At 38.8% G+C, this 15221-nt stretch carries 15 protein-coding genes; 10 read left to right on the top strand and 5 right to left on the bottom strand.

Annotated elements, in window-relative coordinates; genetic code table 11:
* Window positions 1–4: 4 nt before the first annotated feature.
* Genes KMW37_RS17925 through KMW37_RS17915 form a run of 3 tightly spaced genes read left to right on the top strand, consistent with a single transcriptional unit; the run spans window position 5 to window position 2316 of the window.
* A complete protein-coding gene (locus tag KMW37_RS17925; protein ID WP_215226034.1) occupies window positions 5–640 on the top strand; it encodes an ABC transporter ATP-binding protein in 636 nt (211 codons plus the stop codon).
* Complete coding sequence (locus KMW37_RS17920) at window positions 637–1863, top strand: ABC transporter permease (protein ID WP_215226033.1); 1227 nt, start codon at window positions 637–639, stop codon at window positions 1861–1863. Before KMW37_RS17925 ends, KMW37_RS17920 begins: the two co-directional genes overlap by 4 nt.
* A gap of 15 nt (window positions 1864–1878) precedes the next feature.
* On the top strand, window positions 1879–2316 hold the full coding sequence (locus KMW37_RS17915) for a hypothetical protein (RefSeq protein WP_215226032.1): 438 nt from the start codon (window positions 1879–1881) through the stop codon (window positions 2314–2316).
* A gap of 21 nt (window positions 2317–2337) precedes the next feature.
* On the opposite strand, the gene KMW37_RS17910 is transcribed toward KMW37_RS17915, so the two are convergent.
* Window positions 2338–3159 (bottom strand): aminotransferase class IV, encoded by an 822-nt coding sequence (locus KMW37_RS17910; protein ID WP_215226031.1) that lies wholly within the window; start codon window positions 3157–3159, stop codon window positions 2338–2340.
* A 260-nt stretch (window positions 3160–3419) separates the two neighbouring features.
* Between KMW37_RS17910 and KMW37_RS17905 the strand changes: the two genes are divergently transcribed.
* Window positions 3420–3860 (top strand): hypothetical protein, encoded by a 441-nt coding sequence (locus KMW37_RS17905; RefSeq protein WP_246581555.1) that lies wholly within the window; start codon window positions 3420–3422, stop codon window positions 3858–3860.
* 2 nt (window positions 3861–3862) lie between these two features.
* On the opposite strand, the gene KMW37_RS17900 is transcribed toward KMW37_RS17905, so the two are convergent.
* From KMW37_RS17900 to KMW37_RS17890, 3 genes are read right to left on the bottom strand one after another with little or no spacing between them, the layout of a single operon-like run.
* Window positions 3863–4318: a c-type cytochrome gene (locus KMW37_RS17900; RefSeq protein ID WP_215226030.1), complete on the bottom strand. Its 456-nt coding sequence runs from the start codon at window positions 4316–4318 to the stop codon at window positions 3863–3865.
* Complete coding sequence (locus tag KMW37_RS17895; RefSeq protein ID WP_215226029.1) at window positions 4302–4970, bottom strand: SCO family protein; 669 nt, start codon at window positions 4968–4970, stop codon at window positions 4302–4304. Before KMW37_RS17895 ends, KMW37_RS17900 begins: the two co-directional genes overlap by 17 nt.
* A 32-nt stretch (window positions 4971–5002) precedes the next feature.
* Window positions 5003–5539: a CopD family protein gene (locus KMW37_RS17890; protein ID WP_215226028.1), complete on the bottom strand. Its 537-nt coding sequence runs from the start codon at window positions 5537–5539 to the stop codon at window positions 5003–5005.
* Between the two features lie 54 nt (window positions 5540–5593).
* On the opposite strand from KMW37_RS17890, the gene KMW37_RS17885 reads away from it, so the two are divergent.
* From KMW37_RS17885 to KMW37_RS17875, 3 genes are read left to right on the top strand one after another with little or no spacing between them, the layout of a single operon-like run.
* Window positions 5594–5998, top strand: a complete 405-nt coding sequence (locus KMW37_RS17885; protein WP_215226027.1) for a hypothetical protein — start codon at window positions 5594–5596, stop codon at window positions 5996–5998.
* Window positions 5999–6028: 30 nt separating this feature from the next.
* Window positions 6029–7039 carry a methylmalonyl Co-A mutase-associated GTPase MeaB gene (gene meaB / locus KMW37_RS17880; RefSeq protein ID WP_215226026.1) on the top strand — a complete coding sequence of 337 codons (1011 nt, stop codon included), beginning with the start codon at window positions 6029–6031 and terminating at the stop codon, window positions 7037–7039.
* A 5-nt stretch (window positions 7040–7044) separates the two neighbouring features.
* Window positions 7045–7824 (top strand): DUF3298 and DUF4163 domain-containing protein, encoded by a 780-nt coding sequence (locus tag KMW37_RS17875; RefSeq protein ID WP_215226025.1) that lies wholly within the window; start codon window positions 7045–7047, stop codon window positions 7822–7824.
* A 21-nt stretch (window positions 7825–7845) separates the two neighbouring features.
* Here KMW37_RS17875 and dnaA read toward each other — a convergent pair whose 3' ends face one another.
* The gene (dnaA, locus tag KMW37_RS17870) at window positions 7846–9276 is read right to left on the bottom strand and encodes a chromosomal replication initiator protein DnaA (protein WP_186758422.1); all 1431 of its coding nucleotides are present in this window, start codon (window positions 9274–9276) and stop codon (window positions 7846–7848) included.
* Window positions 9277–9800: 524 nt separating this feature from the next.
* Here dnaA and KMW37_RS17865 point away from each other — a divergent pair.
* Genes KMW37_RS17865 through KMW37_RS17855 form a run of 3 tightly spaced genes read left to right on the top strand, consistent with a single transcriptional unit; the run spans window position 9801 to window position 15175 of the window.
* Complete coding sequence (locus KMW37_RS17865; RefSeq protein ID WP_215226024.1) at window positions 9801–11186, top strand: methylmalonyl-CoA mutase family protein; 1386 nt, start codon at window positions 9801–9803, stop codon at window positions 11184–11186.
* On the top strand, window positions 11183–13249 hold the full coding sequence (gene scpA / locus KMW37_RS17860; RefSeq protein WP_215226023.1) for a methylmalonyl-CoA mutase: 2067 nt from the start codon (window positions 11183–11185) through the stop codon (window positions 13247–13249). The genes KMW37_RS17865 and scpA overlap by 4 nt, the downstream gene beginning before the upstream one ends.
* A gap of 18 nt (window positions 13250–13267) precedes the next feature.
* Window positions 13268–15175 carry a DUF389 domain-containing protein gene (locus KMW37_RS17855; protein ID WP_215226022.1) on the top strand — a complete coding sequence of 636 codons (1908 nt, stop codon included), beginning with the start codon at window positions 13268–13270 and terminating at the stop codon, window positions 15173–15175.
* The last annotated feature ends 46 nt before the right edge of the window (window positions 15176–15221 follow it).

The following is a 15221-nucleotide window of genomic DNA, read 5'->3' as shown; positions in this document are numbered from 1 at the left end:
TAATATGATTTTAGCTCAGGATATTTCATTTAGTTATAAGGGAGCTCAACAAATCCAAATACCGGAAATTGTCCTGAGGGGACATGATGAATTGTTGGTGTTGGGGAAATCAGGAAGTGGAAAAACCACTCTTTTGAATATTCTTGGGGGCTTACTAAGACCTCAGCAAGGGGTGGTCAAGATAGACCAAACCGATATTTATCAATTAAAAGGAGCAAAGTTAGATAAGTTTCGAGGTGCAAATATTGGGATGGTTTTCCAGAAACCCCATATCCTTGGCCCTTTGACCGTGGAGGAGAACTTGGAGCTGGCCCAGTTTTTTTCGGGGAAAACAAAGCAAAAAAACATTGACAAAATCCTTCAAGACCTGGGGATTGGGCATAAGAAAAAATCCAAGGTTAATGCACTGAGTGAAGGAGAAGCACAAAGAGTTTCTATAGCCAGGGCCTTGGTTAATAATCCGAAGGTGATTTTGGCCGATGAACCTACAGCAAGCTTGGATGACAGTAATGCAGCCATGGTAGTTAAAATGCTGAAAGAACAGGCACATAAAATGGGCTCGGCCCTGATCATAGTAACCCATGACCAAAGGGTAAAGGAGCATGTGGCTAACCAAATTATCATGGGAGGTCAGTTATGAACATGATTCGATTAAGTTGGAAATATTTGATCGCAAAGCCCATGAATACGGGGTTGAATATTTTGCTCTTGGCATTGGGATTAGCGATCATAACTGTCTTGATTCTTATTCAGGACCAATTCGAGAATCAGATGAGCAGGGATGCAAAAGGCGTGGATTTGGTGATAGGAGCAAAGGGAAGTCCATTGCAGCTTATCCTTTCAAGTGTATATCATATTGACTTTCCCACTGGCAATATAGATTTGAAAGAGGCCAAGGGTGTTTCCAGAAACAGATTGATCAAGAAAGCTATTCCAATGGGCTTAGGGGATAATTACGAGGGATTCCGAATAGTTGGAACCAATCATGATTACTTAGACCTATATGAGGTGTCTTTTGCTTCTGGGGGGGCATGGGAAAAACCTTTTGAAGTAGTGTTGGGAAGCACCGTTGCAGAGAAACTAAGCCTTAAAGTTGGAGATGCTTTTATGGGGTCTCATGGTATAGGTAGTAGCAGTCATGAGCACGATCATCATGATTATGTGGTTACCGGGGTGTTGGCACCTTCAAGCAAGGTGGTGGACAAGCTAATTCTAACTAGTTTGGAATCTGTTTGGTTTACCCATGATGAAGAAGAGGAACACGATCATGATAAAATGGAAGCGGCTGTTGCCACGAGAGGGTTTCCAGAAACAGAAGATGATAGAGAAATTACTACCCTTTTGGTTCAGTACAGAAGCCCTATGGCGGCTGTGCAATTGCCCAGATTCATCAATAGTAGAAGCTCATTGCAGGCCGCTTCCCCAACATTTGAGATTTCAAGACTGTTTGAACTATTGGGAGTAGGTATTAAGTTAATCAAGGGCCTTGCATTTGTTATTATTTTCATAGCTGGTTTAGGTATATTTATTGCATTGTATAATTCCTTAAAGGAACGTAGGTACGATCTAGCTGTAATGCGTACTATAGGTGCATCTAAAGGACAATTATTTGTTCATATCATTTTGGAGGGAATCATATTGACTGGCTTGGGAGCTTTGGTAGGAATACTAATGGGGCACCTTTTTCTATCAGTTTTGGTTATGGGTCAGGAACAAGGCGCACTAAGTAGTATTTCTGCTTGGATATTTCTTAAGGCAGAGGCATGGATTGTGGTCTATGCCGTTGTGGTTGGAATTTTAGCTTCCATTATTCCTGCTTTGGGTGCCTACAAGACAGATATTGCAAAACAGTTGACCAAATAATTGAAAAGAATAAAAATGAGATTAAAGTTAAGTTTGTTAGTGGTAATGATGATGGGGCTTTTGGGGCTTGGTCATGCCCAATCAGAAAAAAGTGTTTGGAAGGACCTATCAGAGGTAACTTACGAGATAGGAAATGATGAATATGGAGAGTTATATCTGCCGGTTTTTAGCGATAAGATAAAATCCCTTGAAGGAAAAGAAGTTTCTGCAGAGGGTTATATAATTCCGTTTGAAGGGATGTTTAAGCCGGAACATATCATATTGTCATCATTACCGCTTGCTGAGTGTTTTTTCTGTGGCTCTGGAGGACCTGAAACGGTTATGGAGGTGATGCTAAGTACACCTATTGAATATACCTCAAAGAGAGTAAAGGTTAAAGGTACCTTAAAACTGAATAAAAAGGATCCAGAAAAACTCATGTACATTTTAACAGATGCTGAGCTGGTATTATAAAATAAAAAAGAAATCGCCTTCCTAGAGGGCGATTTCTTTTTCTAATGATACTAATTTCTCGAATATACTTTTTGTGATTTCTCCTGGAGCTCCATTACCAATGTTTTTGCCATCAATTTGGGTAACTGGTAAAATCCTTTTTGTGGTGCTGCTCATAAATACCTCATCCGCCTCCAAAACTTCTTTTAATGAAATATCACGTATCTGAATACCTTTTTCAACTTCCAAGATTCTCTTTCTCGTGATCCCCAACAAAATATTTTCCTTTGGCGTACTGATTATTCCTTCTTTTACTATGAAAATATTACTTCTGGAGCTTTCTGATACAATACCATTATAATGGTACAAGACATCTTCTGCATCTTTTGATTTCCAATCAGCACTGAGGTAAACCGGAAGTGCGTAATTCGTGGTTTTGATCTCGGGAATAGGTCTAATGTAATCTACTGTCAATAGATTGACTCCTTTGTTGTATTTTTCTTGGGAAGGAAAAATCAAGTCTTCACAGAAAATAAATAAACTTCCTTTATCTGGAGAGAAATGATTATCTGAAACTCCACCAGACAATACCATTCTTATCCCCCCTGATCTTAGATCGTTTTTTTTGATGAGCTCCAAAATAACATCTTCCAATTGTTGGGGATTTAAGTTTAAGCTCAAATGTGTTTTTTGGGCTGAGCTGATGAACCTATTAAGGTAATCTTCAAGGAATATGGGGCTGTAGTTTACGGTCCTGAAAAAATCAAATACAGCATAACCACGGATCAAGCCAATGTCCATTGGATGCATACTCGCCTTTTCACTATTAATTATTTGATCTACAGCAAAGCAAAACGGTTTCATAGTAATGATTTATTGGATAGTTTTTAATGCTAAAACAGTAAGTATAAGAGGGTTATTTCTAGGTTCTGTTATTCTGTATTTTCTGGTTAACATATAATAGAGCATGTCAATGCCAGAGAGGTATAATATGGTCTAAAAATAACTTTTTGGATGATGGATTGCTATAAATTAGACATCTTATTTAACGATAGATTTACTCTTGGAAAAGCGAATGATTTAATTGGAGATTTATTTCATTCTGACTTTTGAATTGGGGAAATTTGAGAAAAATAAATTTAGATATGAAAATGACTAAAAGTATAGCCCTAGGAATTATTTGTTTGGCGTTTATGGTGTCTTGTGGGGGAGTGTCAGAACAGGAAGCTTTAAAGGATGAAGTAATTAAGATTCATGATGAAGTTATGCCAAAAATGGGAGAGCTTAAGTCTGAAGAGAAACGTTTACTTGACTTGGCTAAACAATATCTTCTTGAAGACAGTGTGAATAATATCGGTAAGGCAGAAAAAATAAAAAAAGCAGCAAGTAATTTAGAGAAGGCTTATGACGGGATGTTTGTTTGGATGAGGCAATTTAAAGCTGATCTAAGTGAGATGGAGGAAGAGGAGGCAATTAGTTATTTAAATGGGCAAAAGGAGATGGTTTCAGAGGTGAATGAGGATATTAAAAAAGCATTGGAAGAGGCTAAAAAAATAGAGGAGTAAAGCTACTCCTCCAAATAAGTTCTGACCTCTTTCACTTCAATAATTTTATCTTGGTTAGCAAAGGCAGCATAGATATAAGTAGCAATTTCTGCAATTTCCAGATTGGTTAAGCCGGGATTAGCAGGCATTTCTTTATTGTAATCTTTGCCATTTACAATTATCTCACCTTTGATACCATGCTTGATGATTCTTATTGCTCTTCCTACATCTTCTTTCAAGTAGTCCGCGTCTTTAAGAGGAGGAATCAGCTGCCCTAGCCCAGTGCCATCAGTTTGGTGGCAATTGGCACAATAGTTTTCATATAATACCTGCCCCTCGATGGCATATTGTCGGGTTTTTAGGTCTTCAATGCTGTTGAGAGAAAAATGATCCTGTTCGGTGTTTTTATTTCCTTGGCATCCCCAAATGGATATGGATAAGCAAAATCCGATAGAAAACAGCTTAAGCCCCTTTTTCATTATTGTTCAGAATTTTTGGAATATCCTTCATTAATTTATTTACCTGGTCCTCTTTGGTACCATCATATACTCCCCTAATATGCCCCTCTTGGTCAATTAAAATAAAAGCTCCACTGTGAAGAAACCCTCCAGGTTCATTTTTGTCTTCCATAGCTGTAGCCAAATAGCTGGTTTGGCCAATTTCAAAGATCTTTTCTTGGTCACCTGTGAGAAAGTGCCAAGTACTTGCATCCTTAATGCCCAATCTTTCGGCATAATCCTTTAGTACTTCTACAGTATCATAAGTAGGGTCAATAGAGTGGCTAAGGATTTTGAAGTCGGGATTATCCTTGAATTTTTCATAGACCCTTAGCATTTGGGATTTCATTATCGGGCAAATGGTCGGGCATGAAGTGAAGAAAAAATCAGCTACATAGACTTTACCTTTTACATCTTCTTTGGTAATGATGTTCCCTTCTTGGTCTGTAAATGAGAAAGGGGCGATTTCATGATAGACAGTGTCGGTGACAGTATTTCCATCAATGGTCTTTTCTTCAGTGTATTTGTGGCCTAGAATCGGTAACTGTTCTTTTTTATCGGTTTTTGATGTGCAGTTCCAAATTAAAAATATAGAAGCAAGAAAGGCTAGTATGGTGAGATTGTGTCTGAGCATTTTTTTGTATAATCTACAATTCAAAATATTGATTAGTTCCTTTCACGGGACTTTTTGTAAAGCTTGATGCCTAACATAAGGAGGATACTTAACAGCAGCAATCCTATTATTCCCCAAAGCATATTCAACAGACTTTTCAATACTATCAGAAAGACAATAGCAAAGAGGATGACGGTGGCTACCTCATTCCAGATTCTTAATTGGGTAGACGTCCACTTCGCTTTGCCTTGTTGAAGGTCTGAATAAATTCTATGGCAAATAAAATGGTAAACATAAAGGAAAAAGACGAATGCAAGCTTGGCCTGCATAAACCCCAATTCTAAATAGCCCCATCGGTAATAAAGGGTCCAAAATCCAAAAATAAGGGTCAAAATGGCAGATGGCCATGTAATCCCTAGCCAAAGTCTTTTGGCCATCAGGTCCAATTGTGGTCTTAGAAACTTTTGTTCTTCTACAGGCCTCTCAAGGGTTTCAACTTGATATATAAACAATCTGACAATGTAGAATAAGCCTGCAAACCATGTGACAATAAAGATAATATGCAGTGCTTTGATATATTCAAAACCCATATTCAAATTTTTCCCCTAAATTAATGTTTTAAGAGTGAAGAACCTTAGATTATAATGAAAACTAAACAACTGTTTTATTTAATAGGACTTATAGTAATTGGAGTCTTATCCTGGATTATGGCTGATACTTTTATGCAACCTAGTATAAAGGATCTAAAGATGGATTTTAATGAGGTCAGTAAATTCAGAAATCCTAATAATACTGGGCCTATCAAAAGAGTGTATATTGTGACAGTGTCCGATACGTTATGGCAGGAAATGGAGAAATACGGTAAAATGATGCCGCATACAAAATATGGCAATACCCAGGTTTATTTCTTTTCCGAAAAAGGGGAATATCCTCAGAAAGTGGAGGGAGCTGAGCCTTATTTTAAAACTGAGTATAACAGCTATTGTCTAGGGAAGTTTGAGAAAAGGGCAATGGGGGAGGAAGGTTTTGTCAAGTATCCATTTCATTAAATTTATTTCCAGAAAGTAACCATACTTTTTATGTCAATTTCCGATCGAAAAAGATTGAAATTATCAGAATACGAGCAGGGTTTGCTTGCAAATAATGCCATAATTCTAAGCAGGGCCATTACCTTATTGGAAAGTAAGCTTGAAGAAGATCAGCTACTTGGCGATCAGTTGCTAGATAGGGTGATGAAATACACTGGTAATTCTATTAGAATAGGAGTTACTGGCGCTGGAGGGGTAGGGAAAAGTACGTTTATAGAGCATTTTGGACAATTACTTGTTAAGAAGGGCAAGAGATTAGCCGTGCTGACCATTGACCCAAGCAGCCAGAAATCAAAGGGAAGTATTTTGGGAGACAAAACCAGAATGGAATTACTTTCAAAAGAACCGAATGTGTTTATCAGACCTTCGCCAAATGCACAAAGCTTAGGTGGTGTAGGGGCGAGGACTAGGGAGAGTATTTTGCTTTGTGAAGCAGCAGGTTATGATGTGGTTTTGGTGGAAACAGTAGGGGTGGGGCAGTCTGAATTTATCGTGAATGAAATGGTTGATTTCTTTTTACTTTTGGTACAGCCTGATTCTGGAGATGAGCTACAGGGGATCAAGCGAGGGATAATGGAAATGGCTGATGCGATAGTTCTGACAAAAGTGGATGGAGAGCAAGAGTCCAAAGCGGAAGAAACTAAACTGGCTTTGCAAAATGCCAGTCAGCTTTTGGGTGTAAGGGAAGATGGATGGATGCCGAAAGTACTGCTTTGTTCTTCAAAGAATAAGCGTGGATTGGAGGAAATATGGCAGCTGATTGGGGACTTTGAAGAAAAAATGAAAGCCTCAGGCTATTTTAATGAAAATCGTATTCATCAGCGAGAATATTGGTTTTATGCCTATGTACAGCAAATATTAGAAGCTCGATTCTATCAAAACAAGGATGTAAAGGACAAAATATGGAGCATTTTACCTTCTATCAAGGAAGGGGATTTTTCACCGCAATCTATGGCAAGAAATTTGGTGAATGATTTTTTTAAACCAAAAAATAGCGACTAGAAAAAATGAGATTAAAAACTGTTCAATGGCCTTGCCTGTTAATAGGGCTTATTTTGATGGCCTGTAATTCTTCAAAGCAGGAAATTACTGAGGACCCAATATCCTATGAAATTGAAGAATTTAAGAAATCAACTTGCCCTGGTGGTGGGGAGTTTTGCGCGGAAGTGAAAATGAGTTATCCACTGTTCAGTGGTGGAGAGGATACGCTGAGTGTATTGCTGAATATCCATGTTCTAGAGCAATTGAAGATGTATTTACAGTGGGGAGAGAAAGAAGGTGGTTTACCTTCATTGAATGAGTTGGCAGATGATGTTTTAGATGAGTATAGTTCTTTTAAAAAGGACTTTCCAGAGTCCAGCCAGTCTTGGTATTCCGAAACCGAAGCTATGGTAACATTGATTGACAGTGATTTGATTTCTATTAAATTTTTAAATAGTGCATACACTGGAGGAGCTCACCCTAATTATGTGAGTCAATATATGAATTTTGATGTGGAAAAGAAGTCCTTGCTGAAAAATGAAGATATTGTTTTGGATGAAGAGAAATTGATGGAGTTGGCCAAGCAGGCTTTTAGAGAATACCATGAGGTGAAAGAGGGAATAAGTCTTGAGGAAGATGGCAGGTTTTTCTTAGAGAAAGGAAAATTTTTTCTACCTGCGGCCATGGGGTATGAAGGTGAGGAATTTGTATTACTTTATAATACCTATGAAATCACCCCATACTCGATGGGACAGACTGAATTAAGGTTTCCTTTAGCGACTTTAAATGGTGTGGTTAAGCAATAAAAAAGGGGCACAGCCCCTTTTTTAATATGATCTCATTTTGAATTTTTTCCTTTGCTCATTGATGGCATTCTTAAACGCGGTATCGGTCTCAATGAGGTCGTTGACTGTTTGTACAGCGTGAATAACCGTACTATGATCTCTTCCTCCAAAATGGTAACCTATGGATTTCAACGAATGATTGGTAAACTCCTTGGAGAAATACATGGCCACTTGCCTCGCAACAACAATTTCCTTTTTTCTGGTTTTTGCCTTTAAGTCATCCAGTTTTATTCCGTAATAATCAGAAACAGTTTTTTGGATAAAATCTATCCCTACTTCCGTTTCAATGTCTTTGACAATATTCTTCATGATGGTCTTGGCCAAACCAAGATCTATTTCTACCCTGTTTAGGGAAGCATGGGCGATCAATGAAATCAATACTCCCTCAAGCTCGCGAATATTGGTGTCTACTGTATAGGCTAAATATTCAATTACATCATCAGGAATGTAAATTCCCTCTGTTTGCATTTTTCTTTTGATAATGGCTACCCTGGTTTCAAAGTCAGGCATATGCAAATCTGCTGTCAACCCCCATTTAAACCTGGATAACAACCTTTCTTCCAAACCTTTTAGATCCTTAGGAGGACAGTCGGAAGTCATAATGATTTGCTTCTTGTTTTGGTGAAGGTGATTGAAGATGTGGAAGAACATTTCTTGGGTTCTGTCCTTTCCTGCCAAAAATTGAATATCATCAATAATCAGCACATCCACCTGCATATAGAAATTGGTAAAACTCTTCATATTTCCATCTTTGATGGAATCCATGAATTGATTTACAAACTTTTCGGAGGATACATACAGTACAAATTTTTCTTCTGGGCCATTTTTTATTTCATTTCCAATTGCTTGGATCAAGTGGGTTTTTCCCAAACCTACACCCCCATAAATCATCAAGGGGTTAAAGGAAGTTACTCCGGGTTTGGTAGCTACTGCATAGCCTGCTGACCTTGCCAAACGGTTACAGTCTCCCTCTATATAAGAGTTAAAGCTGTAATTGGGGTTAAGGTTGGATTGTAAGAGTGCATTGCTGTCCAAAGACTTCATATCAAAAGGACTTCTGCTTTGCTCTTTTTCCAGTTTTTCAGCTGCTTTCTTTTTGTTAGGGCTGATATTTCCCTGAGGATAGCTGACTACATAAGGCTGGTTTTGGGAATTTCCTCTATCCACAACCACAGCATACTCAAGTTTTCCATTTGGACCAAGAACATTCTTTATGGCTAATTTTAACACTTGGACATAGTTGTCCTCAAGCCATTCGTAAAAAAATTGGCTAGGTACTTGGATGGTAAGTATTGAACTGTCCAATCTCACCGGGTTTATCGGTTTAAACCAGGTGGAAAAACTTTGGTCATTTACGTGGTCTTCAATGACACGCAAACACTCGTCCCATACTGCTTTTGCCTCTGAACTCATTTAAAATTGGTTACAAGAAAGAATTAAAGATGCTCCACTTCACCCTAGAAGGGCAACAAATTTGGGGAAAATATATCTAAATTAAAAATCAAAATTTGCTTGACTTAACTGCTGTTTAGTATTAAGGTCATGTTGGTTATTGTTGTTTTTTTGTTTTATGAATATAATAAAATTACCCTTTGAAAATAAAGGGATATTATGTGGAAGGCTAAAATATTTTAGCTGCAATCATCGTATTAGTGACCACCAATATAGGTGGGTGAATGAATCAGTCTTTTCTTTCTGAAAAGTAAGTATAGCTGGCGGCTTCCAATTTGGAATATACAAAAAAAATAATGGAATAAGAACAAATAAATTTTAAGTAAACGATACTAGATAAGTCCTTTATTTAAGCTGGTATTTTAAGTACAAAATCTTATTTTTAATGAAAAGACATTTCGAAATGTTCTATATGTCAAATGATTTCTGGTTTTTGGAAGTAATGTATAGATGGTAATGTCTCATGATACCTAATAGACCCAGATATGATAGACCTATCTTTTTATGGATTTTCTTATTCAGATAAAAATGAATGGATAGCCAAGGCCTTAAAGGAAACAGGACTTAAGTCAGAGAATGACTTTTTTACCTTTGACAAGATAGAGGGTATTTCTGTTCCTTCATTATTTACTTTGGCAGAGGATGCAGAGAAATACCGTTTTTGGGAAAGCCTACCCAAAAATATCAATGATGCCTGGGAGAATGTCAGTAGTTTTGATCTCGATCAAGAAAATAATGATGATCTCTTACAGACACTTGCTTTGGGTATTGATGGACTGGTTTTACAATGGTCAGGAGAGGGAGACATAAAACAAAAACTGTATGGGCTCAGTCCCGAATATCTTAGCCTTTGGTTGGCTCCAAAAGGGAATGGAATAGCTGTTTTAAAGTCTTTTCTGGACTGGGCAAATGACCAAGCAAAGGGAAAAATTAAAGGAGGTTTTTTATGGGACCCCATTAGTCAAGTGCTTGATGATGGGCTTGAAAACCAGTCGCTAAAGGAGCAGATAGAAAAAATCCATCAACTGACTAAAGAATATCCTCATTTTAGGGGGATTTGCGTGGATATGGGTACTTATTTGGATAGCGGAGCCAATACTGTTCAGCAATTGACTTACAGTATGTTAAGGTTGTCAGAAGTCCTTAAAGAGCTCTCTTGCAAGGGGCGTGATATGAAGGGAGTTTTCGAAAACTTAACAGTCAAGGTAGGTTTGGGAGGAGACTATTTTTTGAATATAGCCAAGTTAAAACTTACTAGGATATTGGTTGATCAGGTGGCTGGTTTATTTGATAATGGTTATGACGAAATGAAATTAATAATCTTTTCGTATACCTCTTTATGGACAAAATCGCACAAAGATAAATATGGCAATTTGGTTCGTAGTACTGTTGAAAGTTTAATGGCGGTAAATGGAAATAGTGACATATTGTTTGTGAGTAAGAATGATTTGTCACAAGCTTTTCCAGATGTTTCCTCTAAGCAACAAGCAGCCAATATTTCCAATTTGTTGAAATTGGAATCTCATATTTCTTTTAGAAAGGATTCAAGTTCAGGAGCTTTTTATTTGAATTTTTTAATGGACAGGATATTTGATATGGTAAGAGATAAGCTGATCGAGCTAGAGGGAAAAGGAGGCTGGTTGGCATGTTTCAAATCAGGGCTGATGCAAAAAGAAATCAAGTTGACCAGAAATTTACAAGTGGAAGCATTGAAGAGTAAGAGTCAATTGATGGTTGGAGTAAATGCTTATGAGGATCAGAGTTTGAATGTGGTATCTGATAATTGGGAGCAAAGGGGTGAGGCAGAATTACAATTAAGGAGCATTCCAAAAAGTGTTTTATTTGATCAACTTAATTTTAATCTCAAATGAAACTTGATTTCCGCCGCTTGAAAAAGGAACTTTCTAACCAGTCTTCAAAGTCTGGGAATATATCCGAAATGCCTGCTCATTCAGGATATGTCTCAGGTATTCCTCCTTTTTTGAAGGGACCATACAGCACCATGTATTTTACAAGATCTTGGACGATCCGGCAATATGCTGGCTTTTCGACAGCGGAAGCTTCCAATGAATTTTACAGACAAAACCTAGCCGCAGGACAGAAGGGCTTATCGGTTGCATTTGATTTGGCTACGCATAGAGGTTACGATTCTGATCATCCTAGAGTACAGGGGGATGTGGGCATGGCGGGAGTAGCAGTTGATTCTGTGCTGGATATGAAGCGCTTGTTTGATCAAATTCCTTTGGATAAAATGTCCGTTTCAATGACCATGAATGGAGCGGTTATTCCTATCATGGCTTTCTATATTGTGGCTGCAGAAGAGCAGGGTGTAAAGTCAGAAAAGCTAAAAGGGACTATTCAGAATGATATATTGAAAGAATTCATGGTGAGGAACACTTATATCTATCCTCCTAAGCCTTCCATGAAAATTGTGGCAGATATCTTTGAATATACTGCCAAACATATGCCCCAATTTAATTCTATTTCTATCTCTGGGTATCATATGCATGAGGCCGGTGCCACTGCTGATTTGGAACTGGCCTATACTTTAGCAGATGGCTTGGAGTATGTCAGGACTGGTCTATCCAAAGGTTTGAAGATCGATGAATTTGCTCCTAGGTTGTCTTTTTTTTGGGGCATAGGGATGGATCATTATAGAGAGATTGCCAAGTTGAGAGCAGGGAGGCTGTTATGGGCTAAATTAATGAAGGAGTTTAATCCTAAGAATCCAAAGTCCCTTATGTTACGCGCCCATTGTCAAACCTCTGGTTGGTCATTGACAGAACAGGATCCCATGAATAATGTCGCTAGAACGACTATCGAAGCAATGTCGGCCATATTGGGACAAACGCAATCACTGCATACCAATGCTTTTGATGAGGCCATTTCCCTGCCTTCGGAGTTCTCAGCAAGGATTGCCAGGAATACTCAACTCATATTAAAAGAGGAGATGGGACTAACACGGGTGGTGGACCCTTTAGGAGGAAGTTGGTATTTGGAGCAACTCACGGAAGAATTGGTTGAAAAGGCTTGGGAGCATATTCAGGAAGTTGAAAAAGTGGGGGGGATGGCTGAGGCACTGCAGTCCGGTATTCCCAAAATGAGAATAGAGGAAGCAGCTACTAGAAAACAGGCAAGGATTGACAGCGGAACTGAAGCTATAGTTGGTGTCAATAGGTTTAAATCTGGACTGGAGGAGAATTTTGACATATTGGAGGTGGACAATGCGGAGGTGATAAAGAAACAATTGACCCGCTTGAATGCTTTGAAGTCAGAAAGGAATTCTGAAGAAGTAAAAGATGCTTTGGGTGATATTACTGAAGCTGCAAATAATGGGACGGGGAATTTATTAGAACTGGCAATTATAGCGGCCCGAAAAAGAGCTACATTAGGTGAGATATCAATGGCAATGGAAAAAGCATTTGGAAGACATAAGGCAGAGAGCAAAACGCTTTCAGGCGTGTATTCAAGGGAAGCAGCACAGGATAATCTGTTTAAGGAGGCTCAATCCTTAACAGATGAATTTGAAAGAATAGAAGGCAGAAGACCAAGAATATTAATTGCCAAAATGGGACAAGACGGGCATGATAGGGGAGCTAAGATAATCGGGACGGGCTTTGCTGATATTGGTTTTGATGTAGATATAGGACCTTTATTTGAAACGCCAGAAGAGGTAGCAAGGCAGGCTGCAGAAAATGATGTTCACCTGGTTGGGGTTTCATCCTTGGCCGGAGGGCATAAAGTTTTGGTACCTGCTTTAATTAGTGCATTGAAGAATCTTGGGAGGGAAGATATTGCCGTTGTAGTAGGTGGTGTAATTCCCAAAAAAGACTATGATTTTTTAACAAATGCAGGAGTGATGGATGTTTTTGGGCCTGGTACAGTACTGCCAGCTGCTGCTATAAAAATACTTAATCAGTTGATGGGGATTTGATGTTTTTAAGTTAAGAAAATGAAGGGCATTACCTTATTGTTTGCAGATGAATATATTAAAGAGGTAGAAGAAAATATACTGCCTCAATTATCAGGTACCCTTAAAATTGCAGTCCCTTTTAGCCAGTTGGAGGAATTGGATTTAAGTGAAGGGGATTTTGTATTGTGTTATTTGTCGGATGAGCAGTTGAAGGTATTTCTGCCCAAAGCGGAAGGGCAGAATTGGGGCATTGGATTTTTGCCCCATCCAGAAATGATATATGCACGCCAAGGATTTGGAGTAGGGAAAAGCCTTGATAAATCCCTTGCTCATATGTTGAGTTCTGAAAAAATTAAGCCTTTTGATTTATTTACAGCCAATGGTCAAATTGTATTTGATTCTGTGACTCTTGGGGATTCCATGGGGCTAATGTACGGGCAAGCGGAAAGTACTTGGCTGAAGCAATTTTCTGGAAGATTAAAAAGTTTTTTTGGACTTTTTAAAAGGGTAAAACTGCATCCTTATACACTTTTGATCCCAAAGGGAAGTGAGGAAAACAAACAATTAGATCAGAATCAAGAAGAGATTAGCACCGCTGCGCTGGGAATGGTTATGATGCCCCATGGGAAAAGTAACTTGCTTTCAAGGAGGATATTAGAGGATAGCTTTGTTAATGATGGCATGTTGCATGCATTGATATTGGCACCACAAAGCATTATTGGCTTGATAAGTTTTGGGATAAATGGATTGTTGAGTAGGAAAGTGCAAACTTCCCTGCCCCCATTTACTGCACATATCAGGACTTCAAAATTGATAGTAAAGAGCGAGGAATCTATCAATATGAACATTGATGGTAAGCAGCAGAGTGTTCATGAGGTAGAATTACAGATAATGTCAAAGGCCTTAAAAATCGTTCCAGGGAGATTTCTGGATACAGAGGTGGAGGCCAATAACAGGGAAGTTTACAAGACCCAAGTGCTTCCCAGAGGAGAACTTAGGGATGAACTGTTGAGAGGGCCATTGCCATACATTTATCATGCGACCACAGAGGAATTTAAAGATTTATTTAGTCTCTTAAGGGAGAACTCTAGGCCTAAGTCTACTTTTTTAGTGCTAATGGTTTTATCGACTATTATTGCGACTTTTGGTTTGTTTGCTAATTCCTCCCCGGTTATTATAGGGGCCATGGTTCTAGCTCCTTTGATGTCTCCGATTATATCATTAAGTATGGGGGTGCTGAGGCAGGACAGGAAGTTGGTTTTTAATAGCCTTAAGACCCTTGGGCTAGGTCTGTTGTTGGGCTATCTCTTTGCGGTGATCTTGACATGGCTGACTCCTTTAAATGCCCTGAATGGAGAAATTACTGCAAGGATTCGACCTAATCTATTGGATCTTGGAGTTGCAGCGGCTTCAGGCGCTGCCGGAGCCTATGCTCATTCCAAAAAGGAAATAGCGAAAACATTGGCAGGTGTGGCCATTGCCGTTGCCTTGGTGCCGCCCATGGCCGTATCAGGGATTGGATTAGGCTGGGCTGATTGGGTTGTGTTTTCTGGTTCCTTACTGCTTTTGGTGACCAACTTGGCGGGCATGGTTTTGTCAGCCGCTTTCACTTTTTTACTCTTGGGGTTTAGCCCTTTTCATCTCGCAAAAAAGGGGCTTGTGTGGTCATTGGTCTTGGTGTTTTGTGTAAGCGCTCCTTTGACCTTTGGTTTTAGCAACTTGGTAAGAGAAAATAGATTGCTTAAAGAATTGAGCGGGTATCAGGTAAAAGGAGGAATCACTTTGCGGAATGTGGAGGTCAGGAGTTTGAGTCCCATCATTATTTCAATCAAGGCTGTTTCCGATAGGGATTTGTCTGAAGAAGATTTTAAGGAGATTAAAAAGGAAATTGAAGAAATGATAGGTGAAGAGGTGATTCTTGAAGTCACCGTGGGCCTGAAAATATAGAAGGTTGGCAAAACAAATTACCAACCTTCCTATCATTGTATTACAC

The sequence above is a fragment of the Echinicola shivajiensis genome (assembly GCF_018642165.1).
GTDB lineage: Bacteria > Bacteroidota > Bacteroidia > Cytophagales > Cyclobacteriaceae > Echinicola > Echinicola shivajiensis.
The sequence above is the reverse complement of the archived record's forward strand: the minus strand, read 5'-3'. Positions and strand labels throughout refer to the sequence as shown.

What these genes read in the sequence shown, in the direction of transcription:
- KMW37_RS17925 (WP_215226034.1), top strand. Translation starts at nt 5, where the DNA reads ATGATTTTAGCTCAGGATATTTCATTTAGTTATAAGGGAGCTCAACAA.
- KMW37_RS17920 (WP_215226033.1), top strand. Translation starts at nt 637, where the DNA reads ATGAACATGATTCGATTAAGTTGGAAATATTTGATCGCAAAGCCCATG.
- KMW37_RS17915 (WP_215226032.1), top strand. Translation starts at nt 1,879, where the DNA reads ATGAGATTAAAGTTAAGTTTGTTAGTGGTAATGATGATGGGGCTTTTG.
- KMW37_RS17910 (WP_215226031.1), bottom strand. Translation starts at nt 3,159, where the DNA reads ATGAAACCGTTTTGCTTTGCTGTAGATCAAATAATTAATAGTGAAAAG.
- KMW37_RS17900 (WP_215226030.1), bottom strand. Translation starts at nt 4,318, where the DNA reads ATGAAAAAGGGGCTTAAGCTGTTTTCTATCGGATTTTGCTTATCCATA.
- KMW37_RS17895 (WP_215226029.1), bottom strand. Translation starts at nt 4,970, where the DNA reads ATGCTCAGACACAATCTCACCATACTAGCCTTTCTTGCTTCTATATTT.
- KMW37_RS17890 (WP_215226028.1), bottom strand. Translation starts at nt 5,539, where the DNA reads ATGGGTTTTGAATATATCAAAGCACTGCATATTATCTTTATTGTCACA.
- KMW37_RS17885 (WP_215226027.1), top strand. Translation starts at nt 5,594, where the DNA reads ATGAAAACTAAACAACTGTTTTATTTAATAGGACTTATAGTAATTGGA.
- meaB (WP_215226026.1), top strand. Translation starts at nt 6,029, where the DNA reads ATGTCAATTTCCGATCGAAAAAGATTGAAATTATCAGAATACGAGCAG.
- KMW37_RS17875 (WP_215226025.1), top strand. Translation starts at nt 7,045, where the DNA reads ATGAGATTAAAAACTGTTCAATGGCCTTGCCTGTTAATAGGGCTTATT.
- dnaA (WP_186758422.1), bottom strand. Translation starts at nt 9,276, where the DNA reads ATGAGTTCAGAGGCAAAAGCAGTATGGGACGAGTGTTTGCGTGTCATT.
- KMW37_RS17865 (WP_215226024.1), top strand. Translation starts at nt 9,801, where the DNA reads ATGATAGACCTATCTTTTTATGGATTTTCTTATTCAGATAAAAATGAA.
- scpA (WP_215226023.1), top strand. Translation starts at nt 11,183, where the DNA reads ATGAAACTTGATTTCCGCCGCTTGAAAAAGGAACTTTCTAACCAGTCT.
- KMW37_RS17855 (WP_215226022.1), top strand. Translation starts at nt 13,268, where the DNA reads ATGAAGGGCATTACCTTATTGTTTGCAGATGAATATATTAAAGAGGTA.